Below are 16,584 nucleotides of genomic sequence, written 5' to 3'. Positions count from 1 at the left end.
CTTATTGATTTTCAGTTCAAATTGAAACGAAGTTCAATTTGAACTCATTCGCTTCTTTCGCCGTGGTGAAAGTGATGGAACTGATTTATCAGTCCCATCACAGGGGATTTTTGAGACCCTAGGCTCAAAAATAAGCAATGAAACCATCGGTTTGCTTGCGTCCCTCCCCACCTAAGAAAGGAGCAAAAATCTTATCTCTTGATTTCTTCCATGATATAAGCTTCAATCACATCATCCATCTTGATATCATTGTAGCCCTCAATCATCAATCCACCTTCACGACCGTTCGTAACTTCTTTCACGTCGTCTTTGTAGTGTTTCAAGCTTGCAAGTTCACCATCATAGATAACAACACCATCACGAATAACACGGACTTTAGAGTCACGGGTAACTTTACCACTCGTAACCATGAATCCACCGATAGTTCCCACTTTAGAAACCTTGAAGGTTTCACGGATAACTGCTTCACCAATAACTTTTTCTTCAAATTCTGGATCAAGCATTCCTTTCATGGCTTCTTCCATCTCTTCGATGACCTTGTAGATAATGCTGTGGAGACGGATTTCTACATCATCTTCTTCTGCTTGTTGACGCGCTTGTGGTGTAGGGCGCACATTGAAACCGATGATAAAGGCATTTGAAGCTTCCGCAAGAGTCACATCAGATTCGTTGATAGCACCGACCGCTGAGTGGACGATGGTCACTTTAACACCCTCCACATCGATCTTCTGAAGTGAGGCAGAAAGGGCTTCAACAGAACCTTGTACGTCGGCCTTGATGATGACGTTAACAGACTTAAGTTCACCAGCTTTAAGCGTATCAAAGAGGTTTTCAAGGCTGACACGTTGGGTAACTTGACGTTGTTTCATAAGGGCACGTTTGGCACGTTCTTCACCTGCTGCACGCGCAGATTTTTCATCTTCGTAAACAGCAAAGTGGTCACCCGCCATTGGCGCTTCATTCAAACCTGTGATAGAAACTGGTGTTGATGGGCCTGCAACCTTAACACGACGGCCGAGGTCATTGGTCATGGCACGGACACGTCCGAAAGTATTTCCGACAACGATTGGATCTTGAACGTTCAAAGTACCTTGTTGGACAAGGAGGGTCGCAACTGCACCTTTTCCTTTATCCAAACGAGCTTCAATAACAGTACCAATGGCACGAACTGTTGGATCTGCTTTGAGTTCTTGGATTTCAGCCACAAGTAGAACCGTTTCCAAGAGTTCATCGATATTTTGGTTGAATTTAGCTGAGATTTCTACAAACTCAGAATCTCCACCCCAGGCAGTTGACATGACACCGTGTTCTGCCAATTCACCGATAACACGTTCTGGATTAGCACCTGGTTTATCAATCTTGTTGATGGCTACGATGATTGGAACGTTCGCTGCTTTTGAGTGGTTGATGGCTTCGATAGTTTGAGGCATAACCCCGTCGTCTGCCGCTACAACCAAGATGGTAATGTCGGTAACAGAGGCACCACGCGCACGCATAGATGTAAAGGCCGCGTGTCCTGGTGTATCAAGGAAGGTAATCTTCTTGCCATTTTCCACAATTTGGTAGGCACCGATATGCTGAGTGATACCACCCGCTTCACCCGTCGCAACACGAGAATTACGAAGGGTATCCAAAAGGGTTGTCTTACCATGGTCAACGTGTCCCATGATGGTTACAACTGGTGGACGCTCAACCAATTCATCTTCATTGAGGTAACCATCTTCGACAAAGAAACGTTCGATGTCTGCATTGTCCACTTCAACCTTTTGTTTGGCTTCGATACCGTAATCCACCATGAGGAGTTCGATGGTTTCTCCATCCAAAGATTGGTTTTGTGTGGCCATAATTCCCATCATGAAAAGCTTCTTAACGATTTCAGCTGGTTCACGTTTGATACGTTTTGCGATTTCCGCAACAGTCATACCATCTGTATATTCGAATTCTGTTGGCAATTCATGGAACTTGCGCTCTGTAACAGGTTTTGGAGCCTGGTTACGGTTGTTCTTGTTATTGCCTTTTTTGTTCTTCTTATTGTTATTCCAGTTACTATTTCTTTGATTTCTCACTTGATTTTGACTACTTCGATTCTTTTGTTGTTTTCTAGGACCATCTTCTTCGTGATCATAATCGTCACGTTCTTTGTCTGGTCGAGCTTGTTTTTTACGACGTGTATCCACTGGCGCTTCTTTAACTACAGGAGCTACTGTTACGGCTGGCTGCGTTTGTTCAGCTAGCTTAGCAGCTTCTTCAAAGATTTCCTCTGGCTCCTTGCGTTTATTAGCTTGAGCCAAGGCTTCTTTGGCAGCTTGCGATTGTTTGAAGCGCTCCTCGCTTGAGCGTGCGTACTCTGCATTTTGCTCTGCTTTTAGGGCTGCTGCACGGGCTTTAAAGTCAACACGTGGTCCAGCTGGTTTTGGCTGGAAGTCTTGTTGCTGACGGCGATTATTGCCACGATTCCCTTGACCTTGTGGTTTTTTCCCTTGGTCGTTAAAACGGCGATTGTCGCGGTTCCCTTGACCAGGTTTACCACCATTACGGCCGTCGTTTTTCTGACGGTTGCCGTTTTGTTGTTGGTCACGGTTGTTGCCCTTGTTTTGTTTGCGTCGCTCTGCCTGCTCTTTGGCACGCGCCTCACGCTCCGCCTTGAAGTTTCGACTTTGTGGTCTCGCTGCCACTACTTTTTCTTCCTTAGGAGCTGCGGGTGTAGCTGGTTTGCTCTCTTCCTTTGCGACAGCTGGTTTAGCTGATGCAGGCTTTTCAACTTTCTTTTCTACACTTGCTTTTGGTGCTACAGGTTTTACTTCTGCCTTAGGAGCAGGTGCAGGCTTAAAGCTCGCTACGATTTGCTCAGCAGCAGCAGCTTCCACGCTCGATGAGTGGCTTTTCACATCCAAACCTAACTCTTTTGCACGCGCTACAACTTCTTTACTTTCTTTTCCAAGTTCTTTTGCGATTTCGTACAATCTTTTCTTAGACAAATCATGTCCTCCTCTTCTATTCCATAAGAGACCTCATTTTCTTTGTAAATCCAGCATCTGTCACAGCCAAAACCTTTCTCGGTTTCCCGACTGCTATGCTTAATTCCAGTGTTGAAAACACGGTTATAACTTCTACTTGATAATAGTCACTTTTATCTTGAATCTTCTTGGTTAGATTGGGGCCAGCATCATGGGCTAGAAAGACTAGCTTGGCTTTCTGGTCTTGAATGGCCTTGACCACCAATTCCTCACCTGATATGATTCGACCTGCTCGTTGAGCAAGTCCCAAGAGATTGCTTATCTTTTGCTTATTCAAGTCCTAACTCTCTTCTTTTTACTTTGTGATCAACATAAGCGATCAACTCGTCATAAAAGCTTTCTTCCACTTCCATGTTAAAGCTACGGTTAAAGACTTTCTTCTTTTTTGCCTCTAGGGCTTCTGCATTGTCTAGCTTGATATAAGCGCCACGGCCATTGGCCTTGCCTGTCGGATCGATAAAGATCTCTCCTTCTTTGTTCTTGACAATGCGGAGCAAATCACGCTTATCAATCACTTCGTTGGATACAACAGACTTGCGCAAAGGGATTTTTCTTGTTTTCATCTTTCCCTCCTCTAGCAGCTTTTATTCTTCGATCAATTCATCCGCAGCTGCGTAATCCACTTGACCTACTTCTTCCATAGCTTCAAACTCACTGGCAGACTTGATATCGATACGGTAACCCGTCAAATGAGCTGCCAAGCGAACGTTTTGTCCACGACGACCGATGGCAAGAGAAAGCTTGTTATCAGGCACAACGACCAAGGCACGTTTGCTGTCGTTTTCATCAAAGATAACTTGGTCAACCTCTGCCGGTGCGATGGCATTGTAGATAAATTCAGCTGGATCCGCTACCCACTCGATAACGTCGATGTTTTCTTCGACAGGAATCATACGGTCACTCTTGGCATCGTAACGAGCTGGGTGGAATTTGCTGGTGATTTTCTTGATGTTAGCACCACCACGTCCAACGATTGTCCCGATAGCGTCCACGTTTGGATTGTGGCTACGAACGGCAACCTTGGTACGGTCACCTGCTTCACGAGCTACGCTCATGATTTCAACCGTTCCATCGTACACTTCTGGAATTTCTTGCTCCATCAAGCGTTTGATCATTTCTGGATGGCTACGGCTAACAAAGACGTTAACTCCACGAGGGTTGTCTTCGACTTTGTAAACATAGACTTCGATACGGTCGTGGGAAGCAAAAACTTCTCCAGGGATTTGGTCTTGTTTTGATAATTGGGCTTCGATGCTGCCAAGGTTGACGTAAATAAAGCGGTTGTCAAATCGTTCTACCGTACCAGACATGATTTCTTGTTCATGTTCCTTGTAAGTATTATAGGTGATGGCACGTGTTTGCTTGCGCATTTTTTCCATGATGGTTTGTTTAGCAGATTGAGCTGCTACACGACCAAACTCAGCTGGTGCTTCTTCAAACTTGATTTTGTCTCCAAGTTCATAGGCTGAATTGATGGCAAGAGCATCTTTCAAGCTGATTTCCAAACGGCTATCAAATACTTCATCAACAACCTCACGAACAGTGTAAACTGTAAAGTCTCCTGTTTTTTCATTGAAGTCGATGGCTACGCTGTCTGATTGACCATAGCGTCTGCGATAAGCGGAACGAAGCGACTCTACTACTGCGTCGATGATGTCTTCTTTTTTGATTCCCTTGTCTTCTTCCAAAATGCGGAAGGCCTCTAGCATTTCTTTACTCATGTTTTCTTCACTTTTGAATCCTCAAAAGCTATCCTTTCTTTTCTATAATTTTACTGCTAAACGTGCTTTTGATACTAAACTGTATGGAATTTGGACGGTTTTCTTACGTGTCTTGTCCATATACTCCATAGTCAACTCATCCCCTTCAAAGGACACTAAGGTCCCTTCAAAGACTTTTTGCTTATCGATGGCTTGGTAGAGCCCGACATGGATGTATTTCCCAACAGCTCCAGCGACAGCATCCTTGGTTTTCAAAGGACGTTCCAAGCCTGGACTGGTGATTTCTAGGAAATATTGTTCCGGGAAGGGATCAGGCTTGATGGTGTCTAGGACAGGACTGATGATTTCTGTCAAGTCTGCCGTGTCGTTCAAGGTAATTCCTTCAGGTTTATCTACAAAAATACTGAGAATCATGTCACTGCCAATCTTTCCATACTCGATATCCACGAGTTCGAAAGGCGCTTGGATGACAGGTTCTACAACTTCTCTGACTAATTCTACGATTGTTGCGATTGCGTCCACCTCCTCATAAGCAAGAGGCGAAGATATTTCCCCGCCTCTCTTTCTCATATTCTTACTATCAGTATAGCACGTTTGTCAATTTATGTAAAGCATTAGCACTCAAACAGCTGGTTTTCAAGCTATTTCTTAAAATTCTGCTTCAACTCGGTAGATCACTTGACCTTTGTTGGAGAATTTTTGCTCATATTCCGTCATGACATTGCCTTCAAAATCACTGGCATGCAAGTCCAGCCAAACACCATTGAGTTTCATCCCATACTGAGAAAAGCTCACTAGACTGTACTCAAACAAGCCACGGTTATCTGTCTTGAAATGGATTTCCCCATTCTCAGGCAAGATGCGATTGAAGGTATCCAAGAAACTCTTGTAAGTCAAACGACGTTTTTCATGGCGTTTTTTAGGCCAGGGATCTGAAAAGTTTAGGTAGAGACGATCAATCTCACCGTCTTCAAAGTAGTCAGTCAAATCTGAACCATCTACCCACAACAACTTGATATTGGGGACTCCAACTTCTAATACCTTATCCAAAGCATAACTCAATACCGACTTTTGGATGTCAATCCCGATATAGTTGATGTCAGGGTTTTGTTTGGCCATTCCTGATACGAAGGCCCCTTTTCCACTTCCAACCTCAACATGAATCGGATGATCATTTCCAAACAAGTCTCGCCATTTCCCTTTTGCTTCTAAGGGATTGAGGACCACATACTGAGGATTGGCCTCTAGTAATTCTGTCGCCCCTTTACGATTTCTAACTCTCATCTCTTCTTTCCATACTTGTCACGGAAGACACGCAAGGCATAAATCTCCCGGTTTACATTGTCTAAATCTTGATTTTCACAGTATTTGGCAATCTGATTCAAGTAAGAATACTGACCATACCAATACAATTTATCTAACACTGTTTGATTGTACTTATAGCCATAGTCTCTCAACCATTGGCGCCACTGATAATCTGGAATGTAGTGGCATAGCAAATGCGCCACATCAAACATACGATCCGTCAGGCGAACCGAATCCCAATCCACTAGATAAACGAGTCCACTCTCTGTCTCAATCCAATTACTATGGCGAAGATCCCCATGCACAATCGTTGCATGGTCTTCTCTAAAACCTGGAACCGTCTTATCTAGCTCCGCAATCACACTGTTCAAATAGTGATTCTGTTGCAAGATTTCTGGTACTTCTTGTTGCCAAGAACGTAGCAAATCAACTGGTGTTTCCATGGTATATCCCAAACGGCTCAACTGCTTCATCAAGGGACGCGAGCGGTGAAGACGGTTCAAGATATTGATAATCTGCTTGCGATTCATATCGTAAGGGGTCAAGATTTTGCCCGTCAGCCATTCCTGAGCACACATATCACTGCCATCTGGCAAACGACGAGTCCATAGTAATTGAGGAGCGATTTGTTCTCTGGCTAGGCCAGGTAGGATTGGAGAGGTGTTCATTTTTACAAAGACGCGCTTCCCATCAGGGTAGCTTCCCATATAAGCCTTGCCGCTCTTCCCAGGGATAGGGGTCAGCGTTAGCTCATTATCACCCAAGTCCATTTCTTTCCTCCGTATAAAGTTTCCTTACTATTCTACTAGTTTTTGGTCTATTCGTCAACCGCTCCACAACTGATTCTCAAAGAAATGCATCTCAATTGGCTCAGGCTATCATTATAGCTTAAAAAAGGCAAGCACCGTCTTCTGCTTACCTTTTCATGATTTTTAGAAATAAGTTAAAAGTGGCAAACTGTTGTAAAACATATGGACTAGAGTAGAAACCCATAAATTTTGGCTCTTTTTATAAGCAAAGCCCAGCAACAAGCCCCCAAGTAGATAATAGAAAAACGAAGGCACATCATAAGGTCCATGCATAAAAGAAAAGAGAGAGGAAGTCAGCACAAGCCCTAGCCAAGAATTTTCAAAAACCGCACCTTGAAGAATTCCTCTAAACATAAATTCCTCCTGGATAGGTGCCAAAACTGTGGCACTGACAATAAAGGAAAGCGAAAGTCCTTTACTCGTTTCCTCAAGGTGTTGAGCCGAGGCACCAGAAGCAACTGAGAAAAAAGCATGATAGCCTATATTTACCAGCATAGTGAGAAAAAAGATTCCAATAAAGAGCAAGAGTTGTTTCTTGCTTAAAATCCCAAAAGAAATCATATCAAACCATTTCGCATAGCCAAAACTAAGGAAAAGCAAGAGACTCTTTACAGCAATGAATGTGTACTGGTGTTGAAAATAATCTCCTTGATTGATGGAATAACCCGCTGCACCAAGGATTGCAAATACTAAAAATCCAAAAACAAGGCGTGGCACTTATTGAAAATGGCCATAAAGCTATCCTCCTCAACAAACAAACTTCCCTACAAGTCATCCTTGAGCTCTAGTCTTTCCAAAACAAACCATTTTAGTAACCAAAATCCGACAACATAGCCAGCCCCCAAAAATATAACTATAAAAGCTAGCATGGGATTTAGGAAATTAAAGACCACCGCAGACACAAAGGTTAGCACAAAAACATTAAAGGCAATGGTGTCGGAAGCCAAGACTAGAATATAGGGTGTCAACCAGTCTAAGGTTTTTGAATATGGGAAAAATAAGTGTTTATACATGATATATTCCTATACAGTATAGAGAGTATAAACTCAAAGAAATACCCAGATTAATAACTCTCTATACTAACTCAATCCTCTAATGTGGCCATAAAACTGAAGCTGCTGCCCCACCAGCTGCGCAAATCAAATAAATCTGAGGAGTTGGGAAAGGGATTGTCTGCATACAAAGCGAAATCCCCTCAACTGCACCACCTACTCCACTTAAAAATGCATCTGCAAGTTGTTTATCACCAGCTGTTATCGTTGTTAGTTTTTCATCGGATAAAATGAAGAAATTATTGACTGATTGTTCCATTCTTTTCACACTTTCTTTATTAAATTAATTTGGCTAGTAGATAAAAGATAGATTAAGGCATTAAAGATAATGAAAATATGTCCGTAAAATAAAATCAACTTCGCATCCAAACCAAGATACAGTTTGACCATCACAAAGATAAGCAAAAGGATTTGAAACCATAACGTTTTTCCAAAAATAAATTTAAAGCGATTTCGAATTTCTACTTCCTTGATTTTTACCGTTACTCCTTTATTAGCAAGAAGGAAAACTCCTACTTCGAACAAGCCACTGTAGAGAACAATCCACCCAATCGATACATTAGAGATTTGCAAAAATGTCCCTAAAAGAATATCCAAAATACTAGTCAAGAAAATAACAACAAATAATCTATATCTCATATAAATCTCCTCCTTACTACTATCTTTAAAAGTTTAACTTGCCCTCAAAGCTCCCCAAACTGCTGTACAGAACTGTGCTCCTAAAATCCCTCCAGCAAGAGTTCCCACAACTGGGATAACACTCCCCAGAGCTGCACCTCCTATTGTACAAACTCCCAATGCTTGAACAACTTCTCCAGCCCCTACTTTATCTCCACCTTCAACGCAAGCGAGCATATCAGTATCCATAATCTCAAATTGTGACATCATTTTTGTATTCATGATAAATACTCCTTTTTTATTTTTAATTTTTAATTTTTGTCCTGTTGCAACCTTGACAAGTTTAGTATATCATTGTTTTTTAAAATTTTTCATCCAAATCTTGAATTGTCATCGAAACGTCTTGAATTGCAAAAACTTCATTATAAAAGGGTGAGTATTTCGAAAATACTCACCCTTTTATACTTCATTAACCTCTACTTTTTATAATACTTCAAACCCCAAATAAGCAAAAGCATGATAAGCAAGCATAGAACCGCGCCAATATAAGCGATTAGTTGTTGGTAAGATTCTCCTGCTGTGATACCTCTATACAAACAGATAATAGACATAAAGCCTGTCAAGCCGATGAACATGAGTTGATTGGTTCTAGGACTAACCAAATCATCATCTTCAAACTCTCTTATCTTCATTTCCCTAGTGAGATAAACAGTAGCCAAAATAGAAGCTAAGTTAATAACCACTAAAAGAAATTGGAAAACCAAGGAAAAATTTAAAAATTGACGAGATAGAAATAGATAAGTAGAGACAAGCAAGGGCAACTGCCCTAGGAACAATCTCGCAAGGAAGATGATCCGTTTTTTTAAAAATATTTTTTTCATTGCTTTCTCCATTACAATTAAATGACATCTAATCATTTTCTAAAATTTGATAACTTTTGTGAAATGTTTTAGCAGAAACAACTCTATGATTGGTGATATCTATATAATCACCTGGATAACCAAGAACATACATTCCATAACCAGCGAATCCTCCTCCAACTGTTCCAACTAGACCAAACTTGATATTCGTTGCGAGAGAAGTGTTGAGACCTGCCATTAGAATGCGCACATGATTATCCAACCAAACCATATAATTTTTTTGAAAAGCTTCCTCTACCCAACTTGGTTTAGGAGTTGCTTGACCAATTTCCCAAACATCAACAATTTGATTCCCATATTTTGCCTTCATAGCTTCAATCCTTTTTAAATACCATTACATGAGTTTGGAGTTCCCCCTATACCATAAGGACCACATGGTTTTGAAAAATGTATAATAGGCCACTTACCATTTAATTGATCCAAAGTTGGAGAAGGTGCTAGCCCACCCAATAAACCAGCAATCATATCTCCCCAACCTCCGAAACCTCCTTCAACTTTCGCAAGCATATCAGTATCCATAATCTCAAATTGTGACATCATTTTTGTATTCATGACAAATACTCCTTTTTTATTTTTAATTTTTGTCCTGTTGCAACCTTGACAAGTTTAGCATATCATTGTTTGTTAAAGTTTTTCATCCAAATCTTGAATTGTCATCGAAACGTCTTGAATTAGCTTTTCATTTGAAACCACCTCTAAATTTTTTAAAAAAAGATAATTTCTAATCACTTTTTTACCATTCAGGAAGTTTCAATGACAATTCAAGATTTTATAAAATATGAACTTAGTATCATGGTATAATAAATTCATATTCTATATGAAAGGATTTGCCAATGACTTCTTATAAACGTACATTTGTTCCTCAAATAGATGCTAGAGACTGTGGTGTCGCTGCCTTAGCCTCGATTGCCAAATTCTATGGTTCAGATTTTTCTCTAGCTCACTTGAGAGAACTTGCAAAGACCAATAAAGAAGGGACGACTGCTCTTGGCATTGTAAAAGCCGCTGATGAAATGGGCTTTGAAACAAGGCCTGTTCAAGCAGATAAAACGCTCTTTGACATGAGCGATGTCCCCTATCCATTTATCGTTCACGTTAACAAAGAAGGGAAACTCCAACATTACTATGTTGTCTATCAAACAAAGAAAGACTATCTGATTATTGGTGATCCTGATCCTTCTGTAAAAATCACCAAAATGTCAAAAGAACGCTTTTTCTCTGAATGGACTGGAGTAGCTATTTTTCTAGCTCCCAAACCCAGCTATCAACCCCATAAAGATAAAAAGAATGGTCTACTGAGCTTCCTCCCTCTGATTTTCAAACAAAAATCTCTCATTGCTTACATTGTTCTCTCAAGCTTATTAGTCACTATTATCAATATCGGTGGTTCTTATTATCTCCAAGGAATCTTAGATGAATACATCCCAAATCAGATGAAATCAACTTTAGGAATTATCTCAATTGGTCTAATTATCACCTATATCCTCCAACAAGCCATGAGCTTCTCCAGAGATTATCTCCTAACTGTTCTGAGTCAGAGATTAAGCATTGATGTAATTTTGGCCTATATTCGTCATATCTTTGAACTTCCTATGTCTTTCTTTACGACACGTCGTACAGGAGAAATCATTTCACGCTTCACAGATGCCAACTCTATTATAGATGCCTTAGCTTCTACCATTCTCTCTCTTTTTCTTGATGTTTCCATTCTGATTCTTGTAGGGAGCGTCTTACTGGCACAAAACCCTAATCTCTTCCTTCTTTCTCTTATTTCCGTTCCTATATACATGTTCATCATCTTTTCTTTTATGAAACCTTTTGAAAAAATGAACCACGATGTCATGCAAAGCAATTCTATGGTTAGTTCTGCCATTATCGAAGATATCAACGGGATCGAAACCATCAAGTCACTCACAAGTGAAGAAAATCGCTACCAAAATATTGACAGTGAATTTGTCGATTATTTGGAAAAATCCTTTAAACTTACTAAATATTCTATTTTACAAACTAATTTAAAGCAAGGAACAAAGTTAGTTCTTAATATCTTTATCCTATGGTTTGGTGCTCAATTAGTCATGTCGAGTAAGATTTCTATCGGTCAGCTGATTACCTTTAATACACTTCTTTCTTACTTTACAACTCCTATGGAAAATATTATCAACCTACAAACTAAACTCCAATCTGCGAAGGTTGCTAATAACCGCTTGAACGAGGTCTATTTAGTCGAATCTGAATTTCAAGTTCAAGAAAATCCTGTTCATTCAAATTTTTTGATGGGCGATATTGAATTTGATGACCTTTCTTATAAGTATGGTTTTGGACGAGATACCTTAACGGATATTAATCTAACGATTAAACAAGGAGATAAGGTTAGCCTGGTTGGAGTTAGTGGTTCTGGTAAAACAACTCTAGCCAAAATGATTGTCAATTTCTTTGACCCTTACAAAGGACAGATTACCATCAATCATCAGGATATTAAAAATATTGATAAAAAAATCTTGCGACGTCATATTAATTACCTGCCCCAACAAGCCTATATCTTTAATGGCTCTATCTTGGAAAACTTGACCTTGGGCGGTAATAATATGATTAGCCAAGAAGATATTCTAAAAGCTTGCGAATTAGCTGAAATCCGTCAAGATATTGAAAGAATGCCTATGGGCTATCAAACTCAGCTCTCTGATGGAGCTGGTTTATCAGGAGGACAAAAGCAACGAATCGCTCTCGCTCGTGCTCTCCTAACTAAAGCTCCTGTTTTAATACTAGATGAAGCTACTAGCGGTCTTGATGTCTTGACCGAGAAAAAGGTTATAGATAATCTTATGTCCCTAACTGATAAAACCATTCTTTTTGTAGCCCATCGTCTCAGTATAGCCGAACGAACCAACCGTGTCATTGTTCTTGACCAGGGTAAAATCATTGAAGTTGGGAGTCATAAAGAGTTAATACAGGCGCAAGGCTTCTACCATCATCTGTTCAATAAATAAGGAGAATGTTATGAATCCTAATCTTTTTAGAAGCGTCGAGTTTTATCAGAGACGTTACCATAACTATGCGACAGTATTAATCATACCACTTTCATTACTGTTTACTTTCATCTTGATTTTCTCCCTTGTTGCCACAAAAGAAATTACTGTTACTTCCCAAGGAGAAATCACCCCTACAAGTGTCATTGCATCCATTCAGTCAACAAGTGACAATCCTATCCTTGCTAATCATTTAGTGGCAAATCAAGTAGTTGAAAAAGGAGACTTACTCATCAAATACTCTGAAACAATGGAAGAAAGTCAGAAAACTGCCTTAGAAACTCAATTACAAAGACTTGAGAAGCAAAAAGAAGGACTTGGAATTTTGAAACAAAGCTTAGAAAAAGCGACTGATCTTTTTTCTGGCGAGGATGAGTTTGGCTACCATAATACCTTTATGAATTTTACTAAACAATCCCATGATATTGAACTGGGTATCACAAAGACTAACACTGAGGTTTCAAATCAAGCTAATCTTGCCAATAGCAGTTCATCAGCCATCGAACAAGAAATTACAAAAGTGCAACAACAAATTGGAGAATATCAGGAGCTGAGAGATGCTATCATAAATAAAAGGGCACGCTTACCAACCAGCAATCCACACCAGTCAATTTTGAATCGTTATCTTGTAGCCTCACAAGGACAAACACAGGGAACTGCAGAGGAGCCATTTTTATCTCAAATCAATCAAAGTATTGCAAATCTTGAATCATCTATCGCAAGCCTCAAAATTCAGCAAGCTGGTATCGGAAGTGTAGCAACTTATGATAATAGTTTAGAAACCAAAATTGAAGTACTCCGCACTCAGTTTTTACAAACAGCTTCTCAGCAACAACTAACCGTGGAGAATCAATTAACAGAATTAAAAGTACAACTAGATCAAGCGACACAGCGTTTGGAAAACAATACCTTAACCGCTCCAAGTAAAGGTATCATTCATCTGAACAGCGAATTTGAAGGTAAAAATAGAATTCCAACTGGTACAGAAATTGCTCAAATATTCCCTATTATAACAGATACAAGAGAAGTACTAATCACTTACTACGTATCATCTGACCATCTCCCCTTACTAGATAAAGGACAAACTGTAAGATTAAAACTTGAGAAGATTGGAAATCACGGCATTACCATCATCGGTCAACTTCAGAGCATTGATCAAACTCCCACCAGAACAGAGCAAGGCAATCTCTTTAAATTAACCGCTCTTGCAAAACTATCTAATGAGGATAGTAAACTCATCCAATATGGCCTACAAGGTCGCGTCACTAGTGTAACTGCAAAGAAAACATATTTTGATTATTTCAAAGATAAAATTTTAACACATTCTGATTAATTTTCAGATAACACTCTAGAACTATTTATTATCTTATCAAAAAGGAGAATCGTAACATGGATAAGAATCAAAACCTAACTTCATTTCAAGAACTAACAACTACTGAACTCAACCAGATTACAGGTGGAGGATGGTGGGAAAATTTCTTATATAGCGTTAATAGATATTCTCATAACATCACACAAGGACTTCATCAGCCAATACAACTATAAAAAAATAAGATCGAGATACAAGAACTCTCGGTCTTATTTTCATCATTCTGTATGCATCATAGTAAGTATCTGACGAAAGACTTGATTTTGACAGATAGTATTGAGACTAGCATTGGGATAACTTTCCACTATCTTCATAACGGTATAAAGACCAACTCCTCTCTCCTCCCCTTTAGAACTAACTCCAAAAGAGAAGATTTCAGAAACATCTATGTCCTCTTCTTTGATGGAGTTTTCAATGATAAAGGTCTCCTGTGCCCCATTTTTAAAAAGGGCGATTGAAACATGAGGTTGACTGGCCTCTTCACTAGCTTCAATAGCATTGTCACAAAGGATAGACACAATGGTTAGAAAATCAAGTAGACTCATCCCCTCAACTTGAATCTCCTCAGGAACTTCGACATTAAAGACAATATCCTTTTCTCTGACTTTTATAAATTTTCCTGCGAGGAGACTTTTGAGGGCACGATCCCGAATATTCACCAATCTACCAAGGTCATATTTGTTGTCCTGCAATTTTTCACTAGAATCCTTCAAGACGGAGTCGTAGATCTCTTTTATCTGCTCCATATCCTCCTCTTCAATACCTAGGCGTAAGCTGGTCAAGAGGTTGGTATAATCATGACGAAAGCTCCGAACTTCCTTATAAAGTTCCTCTATATGCCGACTATACCGTTCAATATCTCTATAGCGCAAGGTCTGCTCTTGGTTCAGTTTCTCCTGAAGTTTTTCCTTCAAATAGGTATCCAGCTTCTTGATAACCCCCATAAAAAAGAGCATGTAAAACACTAGGATCAGATGGCGAACAATCTTTGATTGAATGCTTTGTTCATATTCAAAGAAAGACAGAGTTTCCATAACTAGATAGTAGGTTCCCATTATCCAGTTAATTTTAGTCAGAGACTTTTGAAAACCTTTATCTAGAATCTCCCTTCTCAAACTAGTAAAATCATAGTCCAACCATTTCAAAAAGACTAGAGAAATGAAGAAATTGAAAATCATTATACATAACCAAATAAATGAATAACTGTCATATACTTGCCCTTGTCCCAAAAATGGAAGAACAAAATAAGAAACACCTCTATAAAAGAGATTCACCAATATCATTGGAAAGAGACCATAAAAGAAAAGGAGTTTTTTAGGAAGCCCTCTTAACAATAAGAAAGATAACCCTATGCCAAACAAAGGTTCTATAAAATATGACAAATATTCACTCACAGCTAAAAATTGAAAAGTCGCAAAAATGGCCCCTAGGAGAAATTTCAGAAGAAAGGCCTTAAAAATCCTCTCGAAAGTAAGATCAATTCCATCTACCTTAAAGAAAATGACAATTTCTAGCCCATTAGTAATAAGTGTATACAATAATATCCAAGCAATATTCATAAATTCTCCTAGCTCAATGCAAATTATTGATAGCCTCAGAAACTTCCCTAACCTTATAACGCGCGATTAGACAACTTCCACCATTGGGAAAGAAAAGCAGTTTTTCTTTCTTATCCAAATGCACCACATTTGCAGGATTGATGAGAAAAGAACGATGACACTGCAAGAGACGAGGCTCCTGCTTGAGAACCTCCTCTAGGCTCGCCGTAAATTCCAGTCTATCCGTCTTGGTATAGAGAATAACACGATGGGCTCTAGGAGACGTTTCGAGATAGTAAACCTCTTTAAAAGGATACTGGAATTGAGCAAATTTTGATTTAAAGTAAAAGCAATCTTCCGCCAGGCTTTTGCTGTCTTGACTATCGGCATAGAGAAGAGCTGTCTCGATACGAGACTCAAACTCCTCCGCCGACAAGGACTTATCAATGTAGTCCAAAGCAGACACTTGGCAGCGAAAGGACAGGGGCATAAACTCCGAGTGAGTCGTCACAAAGACGATCAGGGCATAAGGATCTCGATCCCGAATCTTTCTTGCCACTTCTAGGCCTTTCATCTCCTCATTTCGAATCTCAATGTCCAAAAAGAATAGCTGATGTGCTCCCTTCTCATGCATCTCTGCCAGAAGTTGGTCTGGCTTGCCAAAGACTTCAAAAGAGCTGGGAATGATATGATGTTCTTTCAAGAGTTTCTCAATCGTCGTTTCAATCCTAGTCTGTTGGGAGAAATCATCTTCTAAAACAAATATTCTCATCTTCTTACTCTCCTTGTTTCAACCATCTTTGGCGAATATCTCTATAGCGACGTCTGGCATACTGAACAGCATATCGACCTTCTTCTCCAAGAAAAAGAGTCTTTCTTTGGATATCCATGGATTTTAGCCGTTCAAGGTTAACCAGACAATTTCGATGACATCTCGTCAAGGTTTCTCCATATTGTTTCTCAAGATTGCTTAAATTTTGAAATAGATCAAAGCTAGCGTTTTCTGTAACAATCTGCACGGTATGGGCTTTGCTTGGATGCGTTTGGATATAGTAGATATCCTCTATGTTTAATTTGAAAATTTCTTTCTCTTTTTGGATGATAATGTAGTTCATGGATAAAACCTCCTAAAAAGAGGATAGCATAAATCTAGAAACTATTTTTCACCAAATCCTAAACGGTTCTCAAAAATTCCTAAAGTGTCGAATC

At 39.6% G+C, this 16,584-nt stretch carries 20 protein-coding genes and 1 pseudogene; 3 read left to right on the top strand and 18 right to left on the bottom strand.

The features are described 5' to 3' along the window. Nucleotides 1-191: 191 nt before the first annotated feature. The 15 genes and pseudogenes from infB to HMPREF9189_RS03165 form a co-directional block, all read right to left on the bottom strand. Entirely contained in the window at nt 192-2,978 is a 2,787-nt protein-coding gene (gene infB / locus HMPREF9189_RS03235) for a translation initiation factor IF-2 (RefSeq protein ID WP_000039180.1), read from the bottom strand. 16 nt (nt 2,979-2,994) lie between these two features. Next, nucleotides 2,995-3,294 carry a YlxQ-related RNA-binding protein gene (locus tag HMPREF9189_RS03230; RefSeq protein ID WP_001041395.1) on the bottom strand — a complete coding sequence of 100 codons (300 nt, stop codon included), beginning with the start codon at nt 3,292-3,294 and terminating at the stop codon, nt 2,995-2,997. After that, a complete protein-coding gene (rnpM, locus tag HMPREF9189_RS03225) occupies nt 3,287-3,580 on the bottom strand; it encodes an RNase P modulator RnpM (protein WP_000857555.1) in 294 nt (97 codons plus the stop codon). The genes HMPREF9189_RS03230 and rnpM overlap by 8 nt, the downstream gene beginning before the upstream one ends. Nucleotides 3,581-3,601: 21 nt before the next feature. Next, nucleotides 3,602-4,738, bottom strand: coding sequence for a transcription termination factor NusA (gene nusA, locus HMPREF9189_RS03220; protein ID WP_000032282.1), 1,137 nt, complete (start codon nt 4,736-4,738; stop codon nt 3,602-3,604). A gap of 42 nt (nt 4,739-4,780) precedes the next feature. Beyond that, nucleotides 4,781-5,260 carry a ribosome maturation factor RimP gene (rimP, locus tag HMPREF9189_RS03215; protein ID WP_000338696.1) on the bottom strand — a complete coding sequence of 160 codons (480 nt, stop codon included), beginning with the start codon at nt 5,258-5,260 and terminating at the stop codon, nt 4,781-4,783. A 126-nt stretch (nt 5,261-5,386) separates the two neighbouring features. Next, a complete protein-coding gene (trmB, locus tag HMPREF9189_RS03210; RefSeq protein ID WP_001266089.1) occupies nt 5,387-6,022 on the bottom strand; it encodes a tRNA (guanosine(46)-N7)-methyltransferase TrmB in 636 nt (211 codons plus the stop codon). Beyond that, the gene (gene ccrZ / locus HMPREF9189_RS03205) at nt 6,019-6,813 is read right to left on the bottom strand and encodes a cell cycle regulator CcrZ (protein WP_000363024.1); all 795 of its coding nucleotides are present in this window, start codon (nt 6,811-6,813) and stop codon (nt 6,019-6,021) included. The genes trmB and ccrZ overlap by 4 nt, the downstream gene beginning before the upstream one ends. A 162-nt stretch (nt 6,814-6,975) precedes the next feature. After that, nucleotides 6,976-7,586, bottom strand: a pseudogene (locus tag HMPREF9189_RS03200) (lysostaphin resistance A-like protein). Between the two features lie 30 nt (nt 7,587-7,616). Continuing rightward, on the bottom strand, nt 7,617-7,865 hold the full coding sequence (gene blpZ, locus HMPREF9189_RS03195; protein WP_000276517.1) for an immunity protein BlpZ: 249 nt from the start codon (nt 7,863-7,865) through the stop codon (nt 7,617-7,619). Between the two features lie 79 nt (nt 7,866-7,944). After that, nucleotides 7,945-8,163 (bottom strand): hypothetical protein, encoded by a 219-nt coding sequence (locus tag HMPREF9189_RS03190; RefSeq protein ID WP_000438252.1) that lies wholly within the window; start codon nt 8,161-8,163, stop codon nt 7,945-7,947. Nucleotides 8,164-8,168: 5 nt separating this feature from the next. After that, entirely contained in the window at nt 8,169-8,543 is a 375-nt protein-coding gene (locus tag HMPREF9189_RS03185; protein WP_001270580.1) for a hypothetical protein, read from the bottom strand. 33 nt (nt 8,544-8,576) lie between these two features. Next, on the bottom strand, nt 8,577-8,804 hold the full coding sequence (locus HMPREF9189_RS03180) for a Blp family class II bacteriocin (protein WP_001093264.1): 228 nt from the start codon (nt 8,802-8,804) through the stop codon (nt 8,577-8,579). 194 nt (nt 8,805-8,998) lie between these two features. Further along, entirely contained in the window at nt 8,999-9,403 is a 405-nt protein-coding gene (locus HMPREF9189_RS03175) for a hypothetical protein (RefSeq protein WP_000719141.1), read from the bottom strand. 28 nt (nt 9,404-9,431) lie between these two features. Beyond that, entirely contained in the window at nt 9,432-9,752 is a 321-nt protein-coding gene (locus tag HMPREF9189_RS03170; RefSeq protein ID WP_000645118.1) for a hypothetical protein, read from the bottom strand. 14 nt (nt 9,753-9,766) lie between these two features. Further along, the gene (locus tag HMPREF9189_RS03165; protein ID WP_001093265.1) at nt 9,767-9,994 is read right to left on the bottom strand and encodes a bacteriocin class II family protein; all 228 of its coding nucleotides are present in this window, start codon (nt 9,992-9,994) and stop codon (nt 9,767-9,769) included. Nucleotides 9,995-10,275: 281 nt separating this feature from the next. Here HMPREF9189_RS03165 and blpA point away from each other — a divergent pair, with 281 nt between their 5' ends. From blpA to blpC, 3 genes are read left to right on the top strand one after another with little or no spacing between them, the layout of a single operon-like run. Then, on the top strand, nt 10,276-12,429 hold the full coding sequence (blpA, locus tag HMPREF9189_RS03160) for a peptide cleavage/export ABC transporter BlpA (RefSeq protein WP_000205155.1): 2,154 nt from the start codon (nt 10,276-10,278) through the stop codon (nt 12,427-12,429). A gap of 10 nt (nt 12,430-12,439) precedes the next feature. Continuing rightward, nucleotides 12,440-13,801, top strand: coding sequence for a bacteriocin secretion accessory protein (locus HMPREF9189_RS03155; protein WP_001069096.1), 1,362 nt, complete (start codon nt 12,440-12,442; stop codon nt 13,799-13,801). A gap of 56 nt (nt 13,802-13,857) precedes the next feature. Further along, complete coding sequence (gene blpC / locus HMPREF9189_RS03150) at nt 13,858-14,013, top strand: quorum-sensing system pheromone BlpC (RefSeq protein ID WP_000360258.1); 156 nt, start codon at nt 13,858-13,860, stop codon at nt 14,011-14,013. Nucleotides 14,014-14,055: 42 nt separating this feature from the next. Here blpC and HMPREF9189_RS03145 read toward each other — a convergent pair whose 3' ends face one another. From HMPREF9189_RS03145 to HMPREF9189_RS03135, 3 genes are read right to left on the bottom strand one after another with little or no spacing between them, the layout of a single operon-like run. Continuing rightward, a complete protein-coding gene (locus HMPREF9189_RS03145; protein WP_001017631.1) occupies nt 14,056-15,396 on the bottom strand; it encodes a sensor histidine kinase in 1,341 nt (446 codons plus the stop codon). A gap of 13 nt (nt 15,397-15,409) precedes the next feature. Continuing rightward, complete coding sequence (locus tag HMPREF9189_RS03140; protein ID WP_001219130.1) at nt 15,410-16,147, bottom strand: LytTR family DNA-binding domain-containing protein; 738 nt, start codon at nt 16,145-16,147, stop codon at nt 15,410-15,412. Nucleotides 16,148-16,151: 4 nt separating this feature from the next. Next, nucleotides 16,152-16,490, bottom strand: a complete 339-nt coding sequence (locus HMPREF9189_RS03135; RefSeq protein WP_001106571.1) for a LytTR family DNA-binding domain-containing protein — start codon at nt 16,488-16,490, stop codon at nt 16,152-16,154. Nucleotides 16,491-16,584: the final 94 nt, after the last annotated feature.

Source organism: Streptococcus sp. oral taxon 071 str. 73H25AP (assembly GCF_000146755.1).
Taxonomy (GTDB): domain Bacteria; phylum Bacillota; class Bacilli; order Lactobacillales; family Streptococcaceae; genus Streptococcus; species Streptococcus oralis_T.
This window is presented reverse-complemented; position numbering and strand designations above follow the sequence as displayed.

Excerpts from the sequence above, each read along its gene's own strand:
- trmB (WP_001266089.1), bottom strand. The coding sequence starts at position 6,022 with ATGAGAGTTAGAAATCGTAAAGGGGCGACAGAATTACTAGAGGCCAAT.
- HMPREF9189_RS03185 (WP_001270580.1), bottom strand. The coding sequence starts at position 8,543 with ATGAGATATAGATTATTTGTTGTTATTTTCTTGACTAGTATTTTGGAT.
- rnpM (WP_000857555.1), bottom strand. The coding sequence starts at position 3,580 with ATGAAAACAAGAAAAATCCCTTTGCGCAAGTCTGTTGTATCCAACGAA.
- HMPREF9189_RS03140 (WP_001219130.1), bottom strand. The coding sequence starts at position 16,147 with ATGAGAATATTTGTTTTAGAAGATGATTTCTCCCAACAGACTAGGATT.
- HMPREF9189_RS03180 (WP_001093264.1), bottom strand. The coding sequence starts at position 8,804 with ATGAATACAAAAATGATGTCACAATTTGAGATTATGGATACTGATATG.
- HMPREF9189_RS03190 (WP_000438252.1), bottom strand. The coding sequence starts at position 8,163 with ATGGAACAATCAGTCAATAATTTCTTCATTTTATCCGATGAAAAACTA.
- blpC (WP_000360258.1), top strand. The coding sequence starts at position 13,858 with ATGGATAAGAATCAAAACCTAACTTCATTTCAAGAACTAACAACTACT.
- HMPREF9189_RS03170 (WP_000645118.1), bottom strand. The coding sequence starts at position 9,752 with ATGAAGGCAAAATATGGGAATCAAATTGTTGATGTTTGGGAAATTGGT.
- HMPREF9189_RS03165 (WP_001093265.1), bottom strand. The coding sequence starts at position 9,994 with ATGAATACAAAAATGATGTCACAATTTGAGATTATGGATACTGATATG.
- ccrZ (WP_000363024.1), bottom strand. The coding sequence starts at position 6,813 with ATGGACTTGGGTGATAATGAGCTAACGCTGACCCCTATCCCTGGGAAG.
- HMPREF9189_RS03175 (WP_000719141.1), bottom strand. The coding sequence starts at position 9,403 with ATGAAAAAAATATTTTTAAAAAAACGGATCATCTTCCTTGCGAGATTG.
- blpZ (WP_000276517.1), bottom strand. The coding sequence starts at position 7,865 with ATGTATAAACACTTATTTTTCCCATATTCAAAAACCTTAGACTGGTTG.
- HMPREF9189_RS03145 (WP_001017631.1), bottom strand. The coding sequence starts at position 15,396 with ATGAATATTGCTTGGATATTATTGTATACACTTATTACTAATGGGCTA.
- HMPREF9189_RS03155 (WP_001069096.1), top strand. The coding sequence starts at position 12,440 with ATGAATCCTAATCTTTTTAGAAGCGTCGAGTTTTATCAGAGACGTTAC.
- HMPREF9189_RS03135 (WP_001106571.1), bottom strand. The coding sequence starts at position 16,490 with ATGAACTACATTATCATCCAAAAAGAGAAAGAAATTTTCAAATTAAAC.
- nusA (WP_000032282.1), bottom strand. The coding sequence starts at position 4,738 with ATGAGTAAAGAAATGCTAGAGGCCTTCCGCATTTTGGAAGAAGACAAG.
- blpA (WP_000205155.1), top strand. The coding sequence starts at position 10,276 with ATGACTTCTTATAAACGTACATTTGTTCCTCAAATAGATGCTAGAGAC.